Genomic DNA, 18,565 nt, shown 5'->3' on the forward strand with positions numbered 1-18,565 from the left:
ACATGCACGGCAAGGCCCGTGCCAGAACAAGGAATGCCATGACCGATACGCGGCGCACGCCGCCAGACCCCTGGGACGGCGAGGAAATCGAGGCCCTCAAGCCCGTGGCGCACCTGCGCGCCAAGGCGGCTGGACTGCTGCTGTTCACGCTGGTGCTGATTCTTGGATCGGCCCTGTACCTGCTGTACTCGCGCGGCGTGTTCGACGCCACGCAGCGCCTGGTGCTCACGGCCGACGACTCCGAGGGCGTGAGCGTGGGCATGGACATGACCTTCTCGGGCTTTCCGATCGGGCGCGTGCGCCGCATCGAGCTGGCCGAGGACGGCAATGTGCGCATCCTCATCGACGTGCCGCGCAAGGACGCGCACTGGCTGCGCGAGTCCAGCGTCTTCACCCTGGTCAAGGGGCTGGTGGGCGGCACCACCATCAAGGCCTACAGCGGCATCCTCAGCGATCCGCCGCTGCCCGACGAGGCCGTGCGCCCCGTGCTGCGCGGCGATGCCACGGCCGAGCTGCCGCAGATCATGTCCACGGCCAAGGAAGTGCTGGGCAACATCGCCCAGCTCACCGCGCCGGACTCGGCCCTGGGCGGGTCGCTGACCGAACTGCGCGGCCTGGCCGGCCGGGCCCAGGGGCCGGGCGGCGTGCTGGGCGTGGTCATGGGCAGCGAGCAGGAGGCGCGCAAGGTCACGGCCCTGCTGGACCGCGCCAATGCCACGCTGGCCCGCATGGAGCGCATGGTGGCGCGGGCCGACAGCCAGGTGTTCGACGCCGGCGGCGTCATGCCCGAGGTGCGTTCCACCGTGGTGCAGCTCAACGGCCTGCTGGCCGATACGCGCCGCACGCTGGGCAAGGTGGACGCCGTGCTGGCCGAGGCCCAGGCCGTGGGCTCCAATGCGCGCGAGGCCACGGCCGACCTGGGTGCCCTGCGCGCCGAGGTCGAGGGCAACCTGCGCCGCCTGGAAGGCGTGCTGGCCGACCTGCAGCGCAAGTGGCCGTTTGCCCATCAACCGGAGTTGAAGCTGCCATGAGTGCTGCCGCCAAGAAACTTTCTGCCGCAACCCTCCTGGCGCGCCATGCCGCCGCCGGCGCCGTGCTGACCCTGGTGCTGGCCGGCTGCAGCAGCCGCCCGCCCGCGCCGGACTGGGCGCTGAATGCCGAATCGGCTTCGCAACGCGCATCCACCGCCTACCTGGAAGGCCGCCAGCGCGTGCAGGCCATGGAATGGGACAAGGCCCGCGCCGAGGTGGCCGCTACGGGCCGCACCGACCTGGCCGCGCGTCTGGAGCTGATGCGCTGCGCGGCCCAGGTGGCGAGTCTGGAATGGGACGACTGCCCCGGCTACCAGGCGCTGGCGCTGGCGCTTGACGCTGCGCCGGCCGAGGCCGCCTATGCGCGCTATTTGCAAGGCAGGCCCCGGCCCGAAGACGTTGCGCTATTGCCAGAATTACAGCGCCCCGTGGCGCAGGCTCTGCTGGGCGGGTCTGCGTCGGCGCTGGCCGCCGTGCGCCCCATCAAGGAGCCGCTGTCCCGGCTGGTGGCGGCTGGCGCGGCCTTGCGGGCGGGTGCGGCACAGCCGCAGTTGCTGGAGCTGGGTGCCGAAACCGCCTCGGCCCAGGGCTGGCGCCGTGCGGTGATGGCCTGGCTGCTGCTGCAGGCCAGGGCCCATGATCAGGCGGGCGAGGTGGACAAGGCCCAGGCCGTCAGGCGCAGGCTGTCGCTGCTGGAGAAGACGGCCAGCGGTGGGGGCACATCGGCCGGCAAATGAAAACAGCGCCAGTCCGAAAGGGATGGCGCTGGGCAGGCATTTGCAGGCGTTTGCAGGGCTTACATCGACGACAGCAGGGCGCCCGGGTCTTTTTGCAGCAAGGTGTCTGCGGCCGGGGCGGCGCTGTCCAGCCAGAAGGTGGCAACGCTGGCGGCTACGGCAAGCACGACCGTTGCGGTGAAGGCGATGAAGGGATGACGTCCGAAGGGGCTGGGTCTGCGCATGGTGGACCTCCTGTCTGGCAGCGCAGGCAGAGCATTGGGCTGGGCCTGGACTCCATTGCACACCGGATTGCGCAGCGCGGCTGTCGGACAATCGCTTTCTCTCTTGACGTTTGTAAAAAAGTACTGAGAGAAAATTTCTATCGACTTTCAAGAGGCCGAAAAAAAAGCGAGGCAGAGCCTCGCTGAAAGTTCGGGACGTAAGTCCCTGGCCCGTGCTGGCAGGCCAGGCGTCGCCTTAGAAACGGTGGCGGATACCCGCGATCAGGCTGGTGCCCGACTTCAGGTCCGTGATGCGGTCGTGCATCAGCACGGTGTACACATCGGTGCGCTTGGACAGGTAGTGGTCGTAGCCCAGGCTGGCCGTGGTGCGCGTGGAGTCCACGGCGCCGATCTCGGCCTTGGTGCGGGCCAGGGCTGCCTTGATGGTGCCGGCGCTGGTCACGGGCACGTCCAGGCCCAGCGAGTAGGTGCTGTTCTTGCGGTCCAGATCCTTGACCTTGGCCTGGCCGTAGGTTGCGTACAGCTTGGCCACTTCGAAGTTGTAGGTGCCGCCCAGCATCCAGTCGGTCTTGGTGGGCATCACGGCCAGGCTCACGGGGTTGCTGATCTGGGCGCGCTCGTAGAAGGCCACCAGGCTCAGGGGGCCGCCGAAGTACATGGCGTTCACGCCGATGTTCTTCTTGCCGGAATCGCCGCCCTTTTCACCGAACTGGTAGTGGACGTTCGCCTGCAGGCCGCCGAACTTGGGCGTGGTGTAGACGACCTGGTTGCTCCAGCCGGTGTCGGACGGCGTGGTCAGGTTGGCCGAGCCCCAGGCTGTCGTGCCCACGTTGGCGTGCAGCACCAGCGGGGAGATGGTGAAGGAGTCGCCGAAGGGGTTGGTCAGGATGGTGGGCAGGAAGTTGGGCGCCATGCCGCGGCCCAGGCGCACCGTGCCGAAGCCGCCGGACAGGCCGACGTTGGCATCGCGCGAGAAGTACGGGTCACCATCGAAACGGCCGGGGCTGCCAGTGTCCACACGCATGAAGGCCGTCAGCTGGAAATCGACCTTCAGGCCGCCGCCCAGGTCTTCCTGGCCCTTCATGCCCCACCAGGAGGTGGTCATGCCGCCCGAACCCACGACACCCTTGCCGCTGGCGTCGCCAGCCATGCGCATGGAGCCGGCATAGGCGTCCACCAGGCCAGTCAGCTGGACCGAGCTTTGGGCGTGTGCAGCGCCGGCGCAGGCCAGTGCAGCGGCCAGTGCGATGAAGGAACGTTTCATGTTGAGGAGTCTTTCATTGTTAGAGAGTGGAAACGGGTGGCCAGTGCTGTGACCGGGGCAGACGATGAACCAATCGCCCGGGCTGGGCTATGTGGCAAACCTGGGACAGTGGCGTTTTCGCATCAGGGGCGGGCTGGCGTCGGCACGTCTTTGCGGCCTGGGTGCAAGGCGGTCTTGACTGGCTAAGCCGCGTATTACAACGCATCCGAGCCATCGCGCCAGCCAGGAAGTGGTGTCTTTGACACAGTTATGACGAAACTTAATTTGTGTTTTGCACTCTCGCGGCTTGAACACTACCGTGCACTGGGATGGGGCCGGGGCACCAGGCCTGTGCAGCAGGTCCTTGCAAGAGGGCTCAAAGGTCAATTCAGGGCTCCTTGTTCGTCGGTTGGGCGGTGGATTTGTGCCTGTTGCCAGGCCTTTGGCTGCAACTGATTGCAAACAGCGTGCCAGCTTGCAACCCGGCCATGGGCCAGGCATGGGCCCCATGAGCCGGGCATGTGCTTCCAGACGTGTCAGACTCGCGCCCATGTCCGAATCCACCCTGCTCGTTGCCGATGACCACCCGCTGTTCCGCGCCGCGGTGATCCATGTGCTGCGCGAGGCACTGCCGCAGTTCGCCGTGCTGGAAGCCGCAAGCGCCGCCACGCTGGGCGCGGCGCTGCAGCAGCACCCCGAGATCGAGCTGGTGCTGCTGGACCTGGCCATGCCGGGGGCGCGCGGCTTTTCGGCGCTGCTGCATGTGCGCGGCGAGTACCCCGATGTTCCGGTGGTGGTGATTTCTTCCAATGACCACCCGCGCGTGATCCGCCGTGCGCAGCAGTTCGGTGCCGCGGGCTTCATTCCGAAATCGGCGCCGGCCGAGGCCATAGGCACGGCGCTGCAGGAGGTGCTGGACGGCGGCAGCTGGTTCCCGCCCATGGCCGCCGAGCGCTCCGAGGCCGACGCCGCGCTGGCCGCGCGGCTGGCCCAGCTCACGCCCCAGCAGTTCCGCGTGCTGCTGTGCCTGGCCGACGGCCTGCTCAACAAACAGATCGCCCACGAGCTGGGGCTGGCCGAGAACACCGTCAAGGTGCATGTGACGGCCATTCTCAAGAAGCTGGAGTGCTACAGCCGCACGCAGGCGGCCGTGCTGGTCAAGAGCCTGGAGAACGACGGCACGGTCTGAGCGCCAGGCCCTGCCGTGCCACGTCTATCGGTGGCGCAGCAGCATCTGGCTCATGAGCGCGCGCAGCGCGGGCGGGCGCACGGGCTTGGCCAGAAAGCCCCAGCCGCGCTCGGCCGCCTGGCGGCGCACCATGCCGTCGCGCTCGGCCGTGACCAGGATCACGGGCGGCGACTGGCCCCAGCGCTGGCACAGCTGCGCGTAGACATCGGGGCCGTGCAACTGGCCCAGGCGCACATCGAGCAGCACCAGCTGCGGCGCTTCGCCGGGCGCGGCCAGCGCCAGCGCCTCGGCCGGGCCACCGGCCAGCGGTACGTTGCAGCCCCAGCGCTGCAGCAGGGCGCGCATGGCGGTGCAGGACTGGGCATCGTCTTCCACGTACCAGGCGCTCATGCCCTGCAGCGGTGCGTCCTGGCCTGCCTCGCCGGAGTGCGTGGCCGCGGCGATCTGCGGCACGGCTGCGGGATCGCCCAGCGGCACGCAGACCCAGAACACGCTGCCCCGGCCCAGGTGCGAGCGCAGGCCGATCTCGTGGCCCAGCAGGCGGCCCAGGCGCTCGACGATGGCCAGGCCCAGCCCGGCGCCACGGTCGTCGCCATGGCCTTCGTCCAGGCGGCGGAATTCCTCGAAGATCTCGTGCTGCAGGCTTTCGGGAATGCCCGGTCCCTGGTCGTGCACCTCGATGCGCAGCTGCTGGCCCTGGCGCCGGCAGCCGATGACGATGCGGCCCTGGCGCGTATAGCGTATGGCGTTGGACAGGAAGTTCTGCAGGATGCGGCGCAGCAGCGCCTCGTCGCTGCGCACCACGCAGCGCGTGTCCACTGCGCTCAGGCGCAGGCCCCGGCTTTCGGCCAGGATGCCGAAGTTGTGGCGCATGACCTGCAGCAGCGGCCCCAGCGCGAAGTCGCGCACGCGCACCTCCAGTTGGCCCGATTCCATGCGCGAGATGTCCAGCAGGCTGCCCAGGATGGCGTCCTGCGCGGCCAGGGCGCCGTCGATGCTGTCGGCCACATGGCGGCCCGCGTCGTCATGCAGATGGCTGCGCAGCAGGGAGCTGAACATGCGCGCGGCGTTCAGCGGCTGCAGCAGGTCGTGCACGGCAGCGGCCACGAAACGGGTCTTGTAGCGGTTGGCCTGCTCGGCCTCGCGCTTGGCTTCGGCCAGGTCGCGCGTGCGCTCGGCAATGCGCTGCTCCAGCGCATCGGCCAGCGAGCGAAGCTCGCGCGCGGCGTTCTTGTAGCTGGTGATGTCGGCGTAGCTGGTGACGAAGCCGCCATCGGGCAGCGGGTTGCCGCGGATCTCCAGCACCGTGCCGTCGTCCTTGGTGCTTTCGCGCAGGTGCGGGCTGCCGCTGCGCAGATGCTGCAGCCGCCGGTGGATGGCCTCTTCGATGGGGCCGGGCCCCAGCAGGCCGCGCCGGGCGTTGTAGCGGAACAGGTTCTCGATGGGCTGGCCCGTGCGCAGCAGCTCGGAGGGAAACCGGAACAGCTCCACGTAGCGCGAGTTCCAGGCCACCAGGTTGAGGTCGGCATCGATCACCACCACGCCCTGGGGCAGGTGCTCCAGGCTGCGGCTCAGGCCCGTGTCGGCCTGGCGCGCGGCCTGGACGATGCCGTCCTGGGCCGTGCGCAGCTCCTGGGCATGCTGGCGCAGCACGGTCTCCAGCTCCAGGCGGCTGCGCAGGCGCAGCGCGGCCAGCCGCCTGCGCTGGCGCACGAACAGCACCAGCAGGCCCAGGGCCAGCCAGCCGCCCGCAGCGGCCGCCGCCGCCCAGCGGCTGGCCACGGTGCTGGCCTGCGTGTCGTGCAGCAGGTGCAACTGCCAGTCGCTGCCGGGCAGGGGCAGGGTCTGCCACAGCGTGGTGCCGGGCAGGGCGGGCTCCTGCATCTGCACCAGGCGGCTGCCTTGCTCCAGGCCCTGGCGCACGCGGTAGCGCATGGGGTGCAGCTCCTGGTCGATGTACTGGCGCGTGGCGGCCAGGTCCGCCTCGTCGGCGGGGCTCAGCGGTGACAGCAGGCGGTAGCGCCAGTCGGGCTGGCTGGCCAGGAAGACCACGCCGTGCTCGTCCGAGGCCATGACCACGTCGGGCGTCTGCAGCCATTCGCGCTCCAGCTCCAGCAGCGCGATCTTGATCACCACCAGGCCCGCGACGGCGTTCTGTTCGTCCAGGATGGCCTGCGACAGGAAGTAGCCCGGCAGGCCCGTGGTCAGGCCGATGCCGTAGAAGCGTCCGCTGCCGCGCGACAGCGCCTGCTGGACATAGGGCCTGAAGCTGTAGTCCACGCCCACGTTGCTGCGCGTCTCGCGCCAGTTGCTGGCGGCCAGGGCCGTGCCGTGGCGGTCGATCAGGGTCAGCGTGGACGACTGGCTGGCGCCGTTGGCCTGCTCCAGCTTGCGGTTGAGGGCATCGACCTCGGCGGGAGACAGCGGGTGGGTGAGGGCGGCGCGCAGCTGCGCGTCCAGCGCCAGCACCTCGGGCAGGGTGCGGTAGCGGTCTATGCGCTGGCCCAGGGCCTGGGCGTAGAGGCTGAGCTGGCGCTGCACGCTTTCGGCCTCGCCGCGCAGGGCGCGGTGGTAGACCAGTTCCCCGGCCAGCAGCATGCAGGCGAGCATGCCGCCGAACAGCAGCAGCAGGGTCCAGAAGGAACGGCGTGAAGGGCGTCGAACGGGTTGGGGCATGGTGGTCTGGACCCGATTGGGCGCCAGCTTGGTGCCTTCCAGGGGCGGGAAGGGGTTGGGGATTACCCTGATTTTGCGTGCATTCTCCCTGGGAGAGCACCTGCGCCTAATACCAATAGGTTATCGGCGCCGGAGCACGCCAGCGGTACAAACTGGACCTCGCCGCACCTTGGTGGTGCGCCCACCCCCACACAGTACCGCCGGAGCCGCACCATGCATGCCGTCCCCACCCACGCCGCCAGCCCCGAGCGGCTGCCTTTCTACCGCCAGCTGTATTTCCAGGTGGTGGTCGCCATCGTGGCAGGCGTGCTGCTCGGCCACTTCGAGCCCCAGTACGCCGAGCAGTTCAAGCCGCTGGGCGATGCCTTCATCAAGCTGGTGAAGATGATCATCGCGCCGGTGATCTTCCTGACCATCGTCACCGGCATTGCGGGCATGACGCACCTGCGCACCGTGGGCCGCGTGTTCCTCAAGGCCATGGCCTACTTCCTGTTCTTCTCCACGCTGGCCCTGGTGGTCGGCATGGTGGTGGCGCACGTGGTGCAGCCCGGCGCGGGCATGAACATCAACCCGGCCGACCTGGACCAGGCCGCCGTCAAGGGCTATGTGGCCAAGTCGCACGAGCTGACGCTCACCGGCTTTGCCATGGACATCATCCCCAAGACGCTGGTCAGCCCCTTCGTGGGCGACAACATCCTGCAGGTGCTGTTCGTGGCCGTGCTGTTCGGCATCTCGCTGGCCATGGTCGGTGATGCGGGCAAGCCCGTGCTCAACTTCCTGGAGGCGCTGACGGCCCCCGTGTTCAAGCTGGTCGGCATCCTGATGAAGGCTGCGCCGCTGGGAGCCTTTGGCGCCATCGCCTTCACCATCGGCAAGTTCGGCCTGGGTTCGCTGGTGAACCTGGCCTGGCTGGTGGGCTCGTTCTACATCACCTCGCTGCTCTTCGTGGTGGTGGTGCTGGGCTTCGTGGCGCGGCTGTGCGGCTTCTCGGTGCTCAAGCTGGCGCGCTACCTGAAGGCGGAACTGCTGCTGGTGCTGGGCACCTCGTCCTCGGAATCGGCCCTGCCTTCGCTGATGCAGAAGATGGAGCGCGCCGGCTGCGGCAAGTCCGTCGTGGGCCTGGTCGTGCCCACGGGCTACTCCTTCAACCTGGACGGCACCAACATCTACATGACGCTGGCTGCGCTGTTCATCGCCCAGGCCACCAACACCCACCTGACCCTGGGCCATGAGATCGCGCTGCTGCTGGTGGCCATGCTCAGCTCCAAGGGTGCTGCCGGCGTGACCGGCGCGGGCTTCATCACCCTGGCCGCCACGCTGGCCGTGGTGCCCGAAGTGCCCGTGGCCGGCATGGCCCTGATCCTTGGCGTGGACCGCTTCATGAGCGAGTGCCGCTCGCTGACCAACTTCATGGGCAATGCCGTGGCCACCGTGGTGGTCTCGCGCTGGGAAAACGAGCTGGACTACAGCAAGCTCAATGCCGCCCTGGATGGAGAGCCTGTGCAGGCCCTGCCTGCCGAGGCCGCAGCCGTCAAGGCCTGAGTCCGCAGGCCCCGGGCACCAACCCATCTCCTGCTCGATGCGGCGGCCTTGGCCGCCGCATTCGCTTGCGATGCGCCCCGCATCGCTCTCAGCGATAGTCGATCCACACCCCGCCTGCGTCGGCCGAACGCACGCAGTTCTCCACCCAGCGCACTCCCTCGACGCCCGCCTGGATGTCCGGATAGCGGATCTTGCCCAGGGCCAGGCTGTCGCCCCGGTCCGTGGCATGCATGGCCAGGGCGAAGCGGCGGTAGAGGTTGGCCCAGGCCTCGAACAGGCCCTCGGCATGGCCGGCGCCGATGCGGTCTTCCTGCCGTGCAGCGGGATGCAGGTAGTCCATGCCGCGATCGAGCACCTGGGCCGGCCGGCCCTGGATTTCGTGGCGCAGCTGGTTGGGATGCTCGTCCCACCATTCCAGGCTGGCCTTCGAACCGATGACACGCAGCCTTTGCCCATGCATGGAGCCGCTGTTGACCGCGCAGGCCCACAGATAGCCCATGGCGCCGCCCCGGTACTGCATGAGGGCGAGGGCGTTGTCCTCCAGCGGGGCGCGGCTGCCGATGAAGCTCTGCCGCGAGCACATCAGCCGCTCTATCTCCAGCCCGGGCAGCACCAGCTGCGAGAGGTACAGCGGATGCGTGCCGAGGTCGCCCAGCACATAGCTGGGGCCGGCATGGGCCGGGTCCATGCGCCAGCGCGCGGCCGCGCTGGCGGCTTCCACCGCCTCGCTGTGAAAGCCGTGCGAGAACTGCATCTGCACGATGCGGATCTCGCCCAGCTCGCCCTGCGCGACCATCTCGCGCGCCTGCTCCATGAGCTGGTGGCCCGCGTAGCCGTAGGCCACGCCCACGATCCGCCTGCTGGCACGCGACAGCTCCAGCAGCTGCAGAGCTTCGACCGTGGTGAAGCACAGCGGCTTTTCGCAGACCACGTGCAGCCCCGCCAGCAGCGCGGCCCTGCAGATCTCGAAATGGGTGTTGTTGGGCGTGGCGATGGACACGGCGCGGATGCCGTCCGGGCGGAGCGCCTCGGCCTCGAACATGGCGCGGTAGTCGGCATAGCAGCGCTGCGCATCCAGGCCCAGCCGCTCGCCGAACTGCCGGCCGCGCACCGGGTCGATGTCGAAGGCCCCAGCCACCAGCTGCAAGCCGTGGTCGCGCTGCGCCGCCGATCGGTGCACCGGGCCGATCTGGCTGTCCTGTCCCCCGCCGACCATGGCCCAGGCAATCGGGTGGCCGGGCATGGGTGTTGCGTCGATCATGGTGTTCACCTTCAGCTTTGGTAGAACGCGGGCCGGGGCGCCGCCGCCATGCGCTCTACGGCGCCGGAGGACTGGGCCAGCACGCAGGCATCGGCGGCCACGGCGGCGGCATGGGCGTCCCAGGCCGAGGGACCCGTCAGCCGCTGGCCGCGCACGCCGTCGATGAAGGCCTGCAGCTCCACGTCATAGGCGGCCATGAAGCGCTGCTTCCAGTCGGTGAGTATGGGTATGGAGTACACGGCCGCGCTTTTCAGGGGGACGGCTGCGGGGTCGGGCAGGCGCGCAATGCCTGTCTCGCCCACCACTTCGCACTGGATGTCGTAGCCATAGCGGCAGTTGACGAACACCTCCACATCGATGCGGATGCCGCCCACGGTCTCCAGCAGAACGATCTGCGGGTCGGCCAGATGGGGCAGGGCGTGGCGCGTTCTCTTCGGGTACACCACCTGGGCACTGGCGTATTCGTCGTCCAGCAGCCAGCGCAGCACATCAAGCTCATGGATCAGCGTATCGGTGATGGCCATGCCGGTGGTGTAGCCGTCGGCCACGCAGGGATTGCGGTGCGCGCAGTGCACCATCAGCGGCGCACCGATCTGGCCGCTGGCGATGACCTGCCGCAATGCCCGGTAGCCTGCGTCGTAGGGGCGCATGAAGCCGACCTGCACCAGCCGCTGCCCATGGGCCATCTCCGCCTGCACGATGCGCAGGCAGCCGTCAGCGGTGACTGCCAGCGGCTTTTCGCAGAACACCGGCTTGCCCTGGGCGATGGCCGCCAGCACCAGCTCCTCGTGCGTGGGTCCCCAGGACGTGACCAGTACCGCCTGCACCTGCGGCGCGGCAATCAGCGCCGGGCCGCTGTCAAAGGCCTCGATGCCCGGGCCGTGCCGGGCCATCACCTCACGCACCTGCTGCGCATCGATGTCCGTCACCGCCACTACCCGGGCGCCCGACAGCGTCTGGCACATCCTGCGGATATGGTCCTGGCCTATGGCCCCGCAGCCAATCACTCCGATCTGCAATGTCATGTCGTCCTCTCCTCGTCAAAGCAATGAATGGCGGATGAAGTCCATGCTTTGCCGCAGCAAAGCCTCGCTGTCGGCCGCTTGCGTGATCCCTTCCGCGAACGGCTCGAACGAGACCGGGGCGCCGCAGCCGCGATCGAGCAGGGCGCGCAACTGGGCGATGTTGCCCAGGCGGTCACCTTCGCCGACCAGCACGCGATGGCCGTCGCGCATCTGGCCGCTCTCCAGCTGGCGGTCCTCGACGCCCGAGACATGCACCAGCCCGGTCTGTTCGGGAAAGAACAGGTCTTCGCCCGCCAGGTGGTGGTGGAAGCTGTCGTGCACCAGCTTGAAATGGCGCTCGCCCGCGGCCTCATGGATGGCGGCCACCGCATCGGACTTGCGGCGCAGTGCGCACTCGGCAAAGCCCAGGGGCTCGACCAGGCCCTGGATGCCGTGGCCGTCGAGGATGGGGCGCAACTGCCGCAGCGCCTGCACCAGGTCGCGCCGCCGTTCGCCCGGCGTGCGCGCATCGGCCCGGTCGTTCAACGGACACATGACCAGGGCCTGCGCGCCGCAGTCACGCGCATACACAGCCAGTTCGCGCGCCTCGCGTTCGAGGCCTGCGTCGAAAACGTCGAAGGGATACAGCGCGTTGATGGACAGGATGGTGATGCCCGCCTGCTGCGCTGCAGCCCGGATCGCGGCGGGCGCCGTGCCGTCGCGGATCTCGGCGCGGGGCAGATCGTTGCGGATCTCGATGGCCGACACGCCCAGGCGCCGGCACATGCCCAGGTAGTCGGCAAACGGCATGCGAGAGGCGCTGATGCGGTTGATGGCGAAGTGGATGGGCTGGTGCATGGCAAGGGCTCAGGCTGGCAGGGGCAGGGCGGCGGGGGAGAAATGCCTGTTCAGGTAGCGCTGTATCTCCCGGCGCATGAAGCGGCTGGATTCGGCGGCCCGCTCCTCCCAGGCGAACACGCAGGACGACAGCACGCCATCGAAGCCGGCTGCGCCCAGCGTGCCGAAGAACAGGTCCCAGTCGATCTCGCCCTGGCCCATGTCCAGGTGCTGGTGCACGCGGATGTGGTGCGAGCCCGGCGGGTTGACGATGTAGCGCAACTGGCTGCTCTTGCGGTGGTCGAAGGTATCGGCCACGCGCACATGGGCCAGCAGCGGCGCCGCCTCGCGCAGCATGGCGGCCATGTCGTCGCCGTAGTGGAAGGTGTGCGGGGCGATATAGGACAGCCGCAGCGCCTTCGAGCCCATGTTCCTCACGATGTCCATGGCCGGCTGCAGCTGCTCTATCCAGTCCTCCGGATGCGGCTCCACGGACAGGGTGATGCCTTCGCGCTCCAGGATGGGCAGCAGCTCGTCCATGGAGCGGAACCAGGCGGCCTCGCACATCTCCTTCGGATTCGCGCCGGCAGGACCGTTCACCGAGCGCTCGGGCGAGGCTCCACGGCCGAACTCCGAGACCATCAGCGCGCACTCCATCTCGATGGCCACCTCGATGGCCTTCTTCCAGCAGCGCATCGCCCATTGCCGTTCGTCCTCGAACGGGCTGGCCCAGCGGTACATGGGCTGCAGCGATGCCAGCGCCACGCCGCTGGCGCGCATGGCCTGGCGGAATGCGGCCATGCGCTCCTTGGTGGCGCGCGGCATCACCCACCAGTCCAGGAAGTCGCTGCGCGGCGACAGTTCGATCTGGTCATAGCCCAGCTCGGCCACGGCGTGCGGCAGGCGGTCCAGGCACTCGTGCCGGATCATGTAGGGATCGAGGGCGATTTTCATGATGCCTCCCTGCAGGGCGCGCCGTCAGCGCCGCGCCTTCTTGTTGCGGTACTGGTCGGCGACCACGGCCGCGACGATGATGGCGCCCTTGACCATCTCCTGGTAGTAGGCGTCGATGCGGATGAAGGTGAAGCCCGAGGTCATGACGCCCAGGATCAGCACGCCGATCACCGTGCCGGTGATGCGGCCCACGCCGCCCGCCAGCGAGGTGCCGCCGATCACGACGGCGGCGATCGCATCGAGCTCGTACATGACGCCCATGCCGGACTGGCCGGAGATGGCCCGCGCCGCCGTCACCGTGCCGGCGATGCCGCTGAGCACGCCGGCAATCATGTAGACCCAGACCAGATGCCGGCGCACGTTGATGCCCGAGACCACGGCAGCCTGGCGGTTGGCGCCGATGGCGTAGGTGAACTTGCCAAAGCGCGTATGGCGCAGCACGGTGTGGAAGACGGCGGCAAGCACCAGGAAGATGAGTACCGGATGGGCGCCGGAGCCCAGCGCGGCGAACTCGTCCGTCAGCATGGAGACGGGCGTGCCGTTGGTGAACCACTTGGCAAAGCCGCGTGCCGCGACCATGGTGCCCAGCGTGGCGATGAATGGCGGGATGCCGGTGAAGGCGATCAGCGAGCCATTGATCAGCCCGACCATCAGGCCCACGCACATGCCTGCCAGCACGGGCCAGACCACGGGCAGATCGGTGAGTTGGGGGAACACCGCGCGCGGAAAGTCCGATACCTGCGCCAGGCTGGCCGACACCACGGCGGCGGCGGCCACCACGGAGCCGGAGGACAGGTCGATGCCGCTGGTGATGATGACCAGGTTGACGCCCACGGCGATGATGCCGACCACCGCCATCTGCAGCACGATGATCTGCAGCCGCTCGGCGTTGAGCAGAAAGCTCTGGCCCACGGTGAGCCAGCCTGCCGCCTCGAAGAACAGGGCGATGCCCAGCAGCACGAGGAAGATGCTGAGCTCCGGCGGCCACCGGGCGCGCTGCTTTCGGGCGGGCCGGGCCTGCGCTTGGGTTTGCGTTTGCGTTTGGGCTTGCGAAACCGTCTGGGAATTGCTCATCTTGCGTGTCTCCGTTGCATATCGGGGCTCAGCGGGAGGCCAGTTCCATGATCCGCACCTGGTCGGCGTCCCTGCGCTCGACGATGCCGGTCATGCGCCCCTCATGCATGACCAGGATGCGGTCGCTCATGCCCAGCACCTCGGGCATTTCCGAGGAGACCATCAGCACGGCAGTTCCCTGGGCCGCGAGTGCGCCCACGAGGCGATGGATCTCGGCCTTGGCGCCCACGTCGATGCCGCGCGTCGGCTCGTCCAGGATGAGGATGCGCGGGCGCGTCAGCAGCCAGCGGCCGATCAGCACCTTTTGCTGGTTGCCGCCGGACAGGTTGCGGATGTCCTCGTGCAGCCCGGGGGACCGGACCTGCAGCGTGCGGGCCATGTCCTCGCATTCGCGCGCCACGGCGGCATGCGCGACCAGACCCCAGCGCACATGGCGCTCGTGCAACAGCGCCACCTCCATGTTGGCCAGCAGGTCCAGGCCCATGAAGCAGCCCGTGTCCTTGCGGTCCTCGGTGAGAAAGGCCATGCCCAGCCGCATGGCCTGGGCAGGCGAGGTGATGCGCACCGGCTCGCCGCCGATGCGGATCTCGCCGCAGGTGGCGGGCACGACGCCGAACAGCGCCTCGGCAAGATTGGAGCGCCCGGAGCCCACCAGGCCGGCCACGCCCAGGATCTCCCCGGCGCGCAGCTCGAAGCGCAGGCCATGGAACACGCCCTCGACGCCCAGCCCGTCCACCGAGAGCACCACATCGCCCGGGGCCACGTCCTGCTTGGGGAACATCCGGGTGATCTCGCGCCCGACCATCATGCGGATGATGTCGTCGCGCGTGACATCGGCCGATGCATGCGTGCCTATGTACCTGCCGTCGCGGAACACCGAGAACTCGTCGGCGATCTCGAACAGCTCGTTCATCTTGTGCGTGATGTAGACGATGCCTTTGCCCTGGCCGCGCAGGTGGCCGATGATGCGAAACAGGTGCTCCACCTCCCGGTCGGTGAGCGCGGAGGTGGGCTCGTCCATGATCAGCACCTCGGAGTCGAAGGACACGGCCTTGGCGATCTCCACCATCTGGCGGCTGGCCACGCTCAGCGTGCGCACCTCGGAGTCGGGGTCCATGTCGATGGCCAGCCGCTCGAACAGGGCCTGGGTGCGCTGGCGCAGCTGGCGGTGGTCGACCAGGCCCAAGCGGTTGACGGGCTCGCGGCCTATCCAGATGTTCTCGGCCACCGTCATGCTGGGCATGAGGTTCAGCTCCTGGTGGATCATGGCGATGCCTTGCCTGAGCGCATCCAGCGGGCTGCGCAGCGTGACGGGCCGGCCCCTGAGGCGGATCTCGCCGGTGTCGGGCGCATGCACGCCGGCAATGATCTTCATCAGGGTGGATTTGCCGGCACCGTTCTCGCCCATCAGCGCATGCACGCTGCCGCTGCGCAGGCGCAGCTGCACATCGGCCAGCGCCACGACGCCCGGAAACGACTTGCCCACCCCACGCACCTCCAGCAGGTCGCTGCAGGCATGGGGCGCGTGTTGCGCGCGCGGTGCGGCAGGCGCGGGTGGGCCGCGGTCCGGCCCGTGCAGAGGGGATGCGGACATGGCTCAGGGCCTGGCGTACTGGCCCATGTTCTCGGGCGTCACCAGCTCGAAGGGCACGTTCACGAAGCGCTCCACCGGCTGTTTGCCGGCCAGGCGCAGGGCGGCATCGACCGCCTTGGCGCCCTGTCCGGCCAGGTTCTGGAAGACGGAGACCTTGAGGTCGCCGTTCTTCATGGACGACAGCCCGTCGGGCGTGGCGTCTATGCCGGCCACGATGGTGTCGGGCCTCCACTTGCGGGCCGCCTTCAGCGCGTTGATGGCGCCAATCGCCATCTCGTCGTTGTTGGCGAGGATGGCGTCGAACTTCATGCCCGAGCTCAGCCAGTTCATGGTGATGTCCTGGCCCTGCGTGCGGCTCCACTTGCCCTCGCGCTTGTCGAGGATCTTCATGTCCGCGCATTCGGGCGTGGCCGCCACTTCCTCGATGTCGCGGGTGCGGGTGCGCGCCGATTCGTTGGAGAGCTCCCCCATCAGCACCAGGATGTTGCCGCGGCCCTCCAGCAGCTTGCAGACCTGGCGGGCCTGCAGCGTGCCCGAGAGTTTTTCGTCGGAGGCCACCACGGCGGTGCCTGTGGGCAGCTTGTCGAAATCGACGGGCTGGCGGTTCACGTAGACCAGCGCGATCCCGGCGTCGCTCACCATGCGGGTGATTCTGGGCGTGGCGTCGGTGTCCACCGGGTTGACGATGATGGCGTCGGCCCGCTGGGCAATCATGTTCTGGATCTGGCTCAGCTGCTTGCCCACATCGTTGCTGGCGTCCTCGATCTGCAGCTCGGCCCCGTGTTTTTTGGCCGCGTCCACGATGCCGTTGCGCAGGATGGTCAGGCCGGTGTCGTCGAAGAGCGCCATCGCCACGCCGATCCTGAGAGGCTGTGCGTGGGCTTGCGCCTGTGTCAGCGCCTGTGTCTGCTTCTGTGTCTGCTTCTGCGTCTGAGCCTGGGAATGCACGGGCAGTGCTGCCAGAAAGGCGGCGGCAATGGCCGCCAGCAGATGGTTTTTCCTCATCCCTCGTCTCCTTGTCCTTGAGCGGCAGCGGGGCGCGTTCATACCCCGCCTTGACTCGCCAAACACCGGATTGCCCCGGACTCTGAGGAGAAATGTAGTTCTGTCCCTCTAATTTTTGGAAATTAATTTCTAAGTGAATACACCTAAGGAAAAAAATTTCTAATAGTTTTAATCTTTTTCCATGTTCTGGACGCTGGCCAAGCACTGCCTGCGGACAGCCTCTGAGCAATGGCCATGGAAAGGCAAGGCAAGAGATGACAGGCACCGTGAGATTGACCGTCAGCCAGGCGCTGGTCCGCTACCTGGCCGCCCTGCAGGCCGAGGTCATGCAGCCCGATGGCCGCACGGCCGTCCAGCCCTATTGCGCAGGGGTGTTCGCCATCTTCGGACATGGCAACGTGGCCGGGCTGGGCGAGGCCCTGCATGCCCAACGGCAGCGGCTGCCCACGCTGCGCGCACACAGCGAGCAGGGCATGGCCCATGCGGCCGTGGCCTTTGCCAAGGCGCACTTTCGCCAGCGCATGATGGCCGTGACCTCGAGCATCGGGCCCGGCGCCACCAACCTGGTGACCCCGGCCGCGCTGGCGCATGTGGCGCGGCTGCCGCTGTTGCTGCTGCCCGGGGACATCTTTGCCTCGCGCCTGCCCGATCCCGTTCTGCAGCAGGTGGAGAGCTTCGAGCAGGGTGATCTGAGCGCCAATGACTGCCTGCGCCCGGTCACGCGCTACTTCGACCGCATCATGCAGCCCGAGCAATTGCTGGTGGCCTTGCCGCGTGCCATCCAGGTCATGACCGACCCGGCCCAGTGCGGCCCCGTCTGCCTTGCGCTGCCGCAGGATGTGCAGACCCAGGCCTTCGACTGGCCCATGGATTTCTTCCACCCGCCGCTGATCCGTCTGCGCCGTCAGCCGGCGGACGCTGCCGGGCTGGCCGAGGCCGTGGCCTTGCTGGCCTCCGCCAAAAGGCCGCTGATCGTGGCGGGCGGCGGCGTGCTGTACAGCCAGGCCTGGGAGGCCTTGCGCGTGTTTGCCGAAACGCATGGCGTGCCGGTGGCCGAGTCGCAGGCCGGCAAGGGCAGCCTGGCCTGGGACCACCCGCTCAACCTGGGCGCCATGGGCGTCACGGGCTCGCCCGCCGCCAATCACGCGGCCCGGCAGTGCGATGTGCTGCTGGCCGTCGGCACGCGGCAGCAGGATTTCACCAGCGGCTCGCATGCGCTGTACGGCCATGCCAGGGTGCTGGGCCTGAACGTGCAGCCCCTGGATGCCGCCAGGAAACGCGGCCAGCCGCTGGTGGCCGATGCGCGTGTCGGCCTGGCCCAGCTTGGCGCGGGATTGGCCGGCTGGCGCGCCGATCCGCAGTGGACGGCCGACAGCCGCGCCCGGGCCGCAGCCTGGGCAGAGCGTGTGGCGGCGCTGACTTTGCACGTGCCCAAGGGCGAGCTGCCCTATGACGCCGAGGTGATAGGCGCCGTGCGCGAATCGGCCGCCGACGCCGGGCTGGACAGCGCCTGCAGCGACATCGTGGTCTGCGCGGCCGGCACGCTGCCGGCCGAGCTGCACAAGCTGTGGCGCAGCGGCCTGCCCGGCAACTACCACGTGGACTATGCCTATTCCTGCATGGGCTACGAGATCGCGGGCGGCCTGGGCGTGAAGCTGGCGCGGCCCGAGCGCGAGGTCATCGTGCTCGTGGGCGATGGCTCCTACATGATGCTCAACGCCGAGCTGGCCACCTCGGTCCTGCTGGGCCGAAAGATCATCGTCGTGGTGCTGGACAACCGTGGCTACGGCTGCATAGAGCGGCTGCAGGTGCGCTGCGGCGGCGCCAGCTTCAACAACATGCTCGACGACTGCGTGCCCGAGGGGGGAGAGCGCTCGTCCATCGATTTCGCCCGCCACGCCGCCGCCATGGGGGCCGAGGCCGTCCACGTGGGCGACGTGCAGGAACTGCGCCGCGAAATGCTGCGTGCGCGGGCGTCCCGCCGCAGCCAGGTGCTGGTGATAGACACCACCCACCACCGCACCACGGCCGATGGCGGCGCCTGGTGGGATGTCGCCGTGCCCGAGGTCTCGGGCCGCCCCGAGGTCCAGGGCGCGCGGCGCGAGTACCTGCACCACAAGGCAGGCCAGCGGCGCTGACGCCGCGCCACCGTCGCCCCGTCCGACTTCTGCCCATCTGCCCATCTGCCCATCTG

15 protein-coding genes are annotated in these 18,565 nt (G+C 68.4%); 5 read left to right on the plus strand and 10 right to left on the minus strand.

The window, feature by feature from the left end; translation table 11 throughout:
* Nucleotides 1–38 precede the first annotated feature (38 nt).
* Both CLV01_RS13580 and CLV01_RS13585 read left to right on the plus strand, forming a co-directional pair.
* Nucleotides 39–1,031, plus strand: coding sequence for an MlaD family protein (locus CLV01_RS13580; RefSeq protein WP_013803088.1), 993 nt, complete (start codon nt 39–41; stop codon nt 1,029–1,031).
* Entirely contained in the window at nt 1,028–1,768 is a 741-nt protein-coding gene (locus CLV01_RS13585; protein ID WP_099734091.1) for a hypothetical protein, read from the plus strand. Before CLV01_RS13580 ends, CLV01_RS13585 begins: the two co-directional genes overlap by 4 nt.
* Before the next feature lie 59 nt (nt 1,769–1,827).
* Here CLV01_RS13585 and CLV01_RS29095 read toward each other — a convergent pair whose 3' ends face one another.
* Both CLV01_RS29095 and CLV01_RS13590 read right to left on the minus strand, forming a co-directional pair.
* Nucleotides 1,828–1,992 carry a hypothetical protein gene (locus CLV01_RS29095; RefSeq protein WP_013803086.1) on the minus strand — a complete coding sequence of 55 codons (165 nt, stop codon included), beginning with the start codon at nt 1,990–1,992 and terminating at the stop codon, nt 1,828–1,830.
* A 235-nt stretch (nt 1,993–2,227) separates the two neighbouring features.
* On the minus strand, nt 2,228–3,256 hold the full coding sequence (locus CLV01_RS13590) for a porin (RefSeq protein ID WP_013803085.1): 1,029 nt from the start codon (nt 3,254–3,256) through the stop codon (nt 2,228–2,230).
* Between the two features lie 529 nt (nt 3,257–3,785).
* Here CLV01_RS13590 and CLV01_RS13595 point away from each other — a divergent pair.
* A complete protein-coding gene (locus tag CLV01_RS13595) occupies nt 3,786–4,424 on the plus strand; it encodes a LuxR C-terminal-related transcriptional regulator (protein WP_034392075.1) in 639 nt (212 codons plus the stop codon).
* Nucleotides 4,425–4,448: 24 nt separating this feature from the next.
* On the opposite strand, the gene CLV01_RS13600 is transcribed toward CLV01_RS13595, so the two are convergent.
* Nucleotides 4,449–7,100, minus strand: a complete 2,652-nt coding sequence (locus CLV01_RS13600; RefSeq protein WP_012204770.1) for a hybrid sensor histidine kinase/response regulator — start codon at nt 7,098–7,100, stop codon at nt 4,449–4,451.
* A 213-nt stretch (nt 7,101–7,313) separates the two neighbouring features.
* Here CLV01_RS13600 and CLV01_RS13605 point away from each other — a divergent pair, with 213 nt between their 5' ends.
* The gene (locus CLV01_RS13605; protein ID WP_012204771.1) at nt 7,314–8,642 is read left to right on the plus strand and encodes a dicarboxylate/amino acid:cation symporter; all 1,329 of its coding nucleotides are present in this window, start codon (nt 7,314–7,316) and stop codon (nt 8,640–8,642) included.
* An 88-nt stretch (nt 8,643–8,730) separates the two neighbouring features.
* Here CLV01_RS13605 and CLV01_RS13610 read toward each other — a convergent pair whose 3' ends face one another.
* Genes CLV01_RS13610 through CLV01_RS13640 form a run of 7 tightly spaced genes read right to left on the minus strand, consistent with a single transcriptional unit; the run spans nt 8,731 to nt 16,371 of the window.
* Nucleotides 8,731–9,903 carry a Gfo/Idh/MocA family protein gene (locus tag CLV01_RS13610; RefSeq protein WP_099735158.1) on the minus strand — a complete coding sequence of 391 codons (1,173 nt, stop codon included), beginning with the start codon at nt 9,901–9,903 and terminating at the stop codon, nt 8,731–8,733.
* 11 nt (nt 9,904–9,914) lie between these two features.
* The gene (locus CLV01_RS13615; protein WP_099734090.1) at nt 9,915–10,928 is read right to left on the minus strand and encodes a Gfo/Idh/MocA family protein; all 1,014 of its coding nucleotides are present in this window, start codon (nt 10,926–10,928) and stop codon (nt 9,915–9,917) included.
* A 15-nt stretch (nt 10,929–10,943) separates the two neighbouring features.
* Nucleotides 10,944–11,765, minus strand: coding sequence for a TIM barrel protein (locus tag CLV01_RS13620; protein ID WP_099734089.1), 822 nt, complete (start codon nt 11,763–11,765; stop codon nt 10,944–10,946).
* A gap of 9 nt (nt 11,766–11,774) precedes the next feature.
* On the minus strand, nt 11,775–12,698 hold the full coding sequence (locus tag CLV01_RS13625) for a sugar phosphate isomerase/epimerase family protein (protein ID WP_099734088.1): 924 nt from the start codon (nt 12,696–12,698) through the stop codon (nt 11,775–11,777).
* 24 nt (nt 12,699–12,722) lie between these two features.
* Nucleotides 12,723–13,772 carry an ABC transporter permease gene (locus tag CLV01_RS13630; protein ID WP_097202768.1) on the minus strand — a complete coding sequence of 350 codons (1,050 nt, stop codon included), beginning with the start codon at nt 13,770–13,772 and terminating at the stop codon, nt 12,723–12,725.
* 28 nt (nt 13,773–13,800) lie between these two features.
* Nucleotides 13,801–15,366, minus strand: coding sequence for a sugar ABC transporter ATP-binding protein (locus tag CLV01_RS13635; RefSeq protein WP_180288389.1), 1,566 nt, complete (start codon nt 15,364–15,366; stop codon nt 13,801–13,803).
* 3 nt (nt 15,367–15,369) lie between these two features.
* Nucleotides 15,370–16,371, minus strand: a complete 1,002-nt coding sequence (locus CLV01_RS13640) for a sugar ABC transporter substrate-binding protein (protein WP_180288390.1) — start codon at nt 16,369–16,371, stop codon at nt 15,370–15,372.
* A 254-nt stretch (nt 16,372–16,625) separates the two neighbouring features.
* Between CLV01_RS13640 and iolD the strand changes: the two genes are divergently transcribed.
* On the plus strand, nt 16,626–18,509 hold the full coding sequence (gene iolD, locus CLV01_RS13645; protein ID WP_099734087.1) for a 3D-(3,5/4)-trihydroxycyclohexane-1,2-dione acylhydrolase (decyclizing): 1,884 nt from the start codon (nt 16,626–16,628) through the stop codon (nt 18,507–18,509).
* Nucleotides 18,510–18,565: the final 56 nt, after the last annotated feature.

The organism is Delftia sp. 60, from assembly GCF_002754395.1.
In the GTDB taxonomy this organism is placed as follows: domain Bacteria; phylum Pseudomonadota; class Gammaproteobacteria; order Burkholderiales; family Burkholderiaceae_C; genus Comamonas; species Comamonas acidovorans.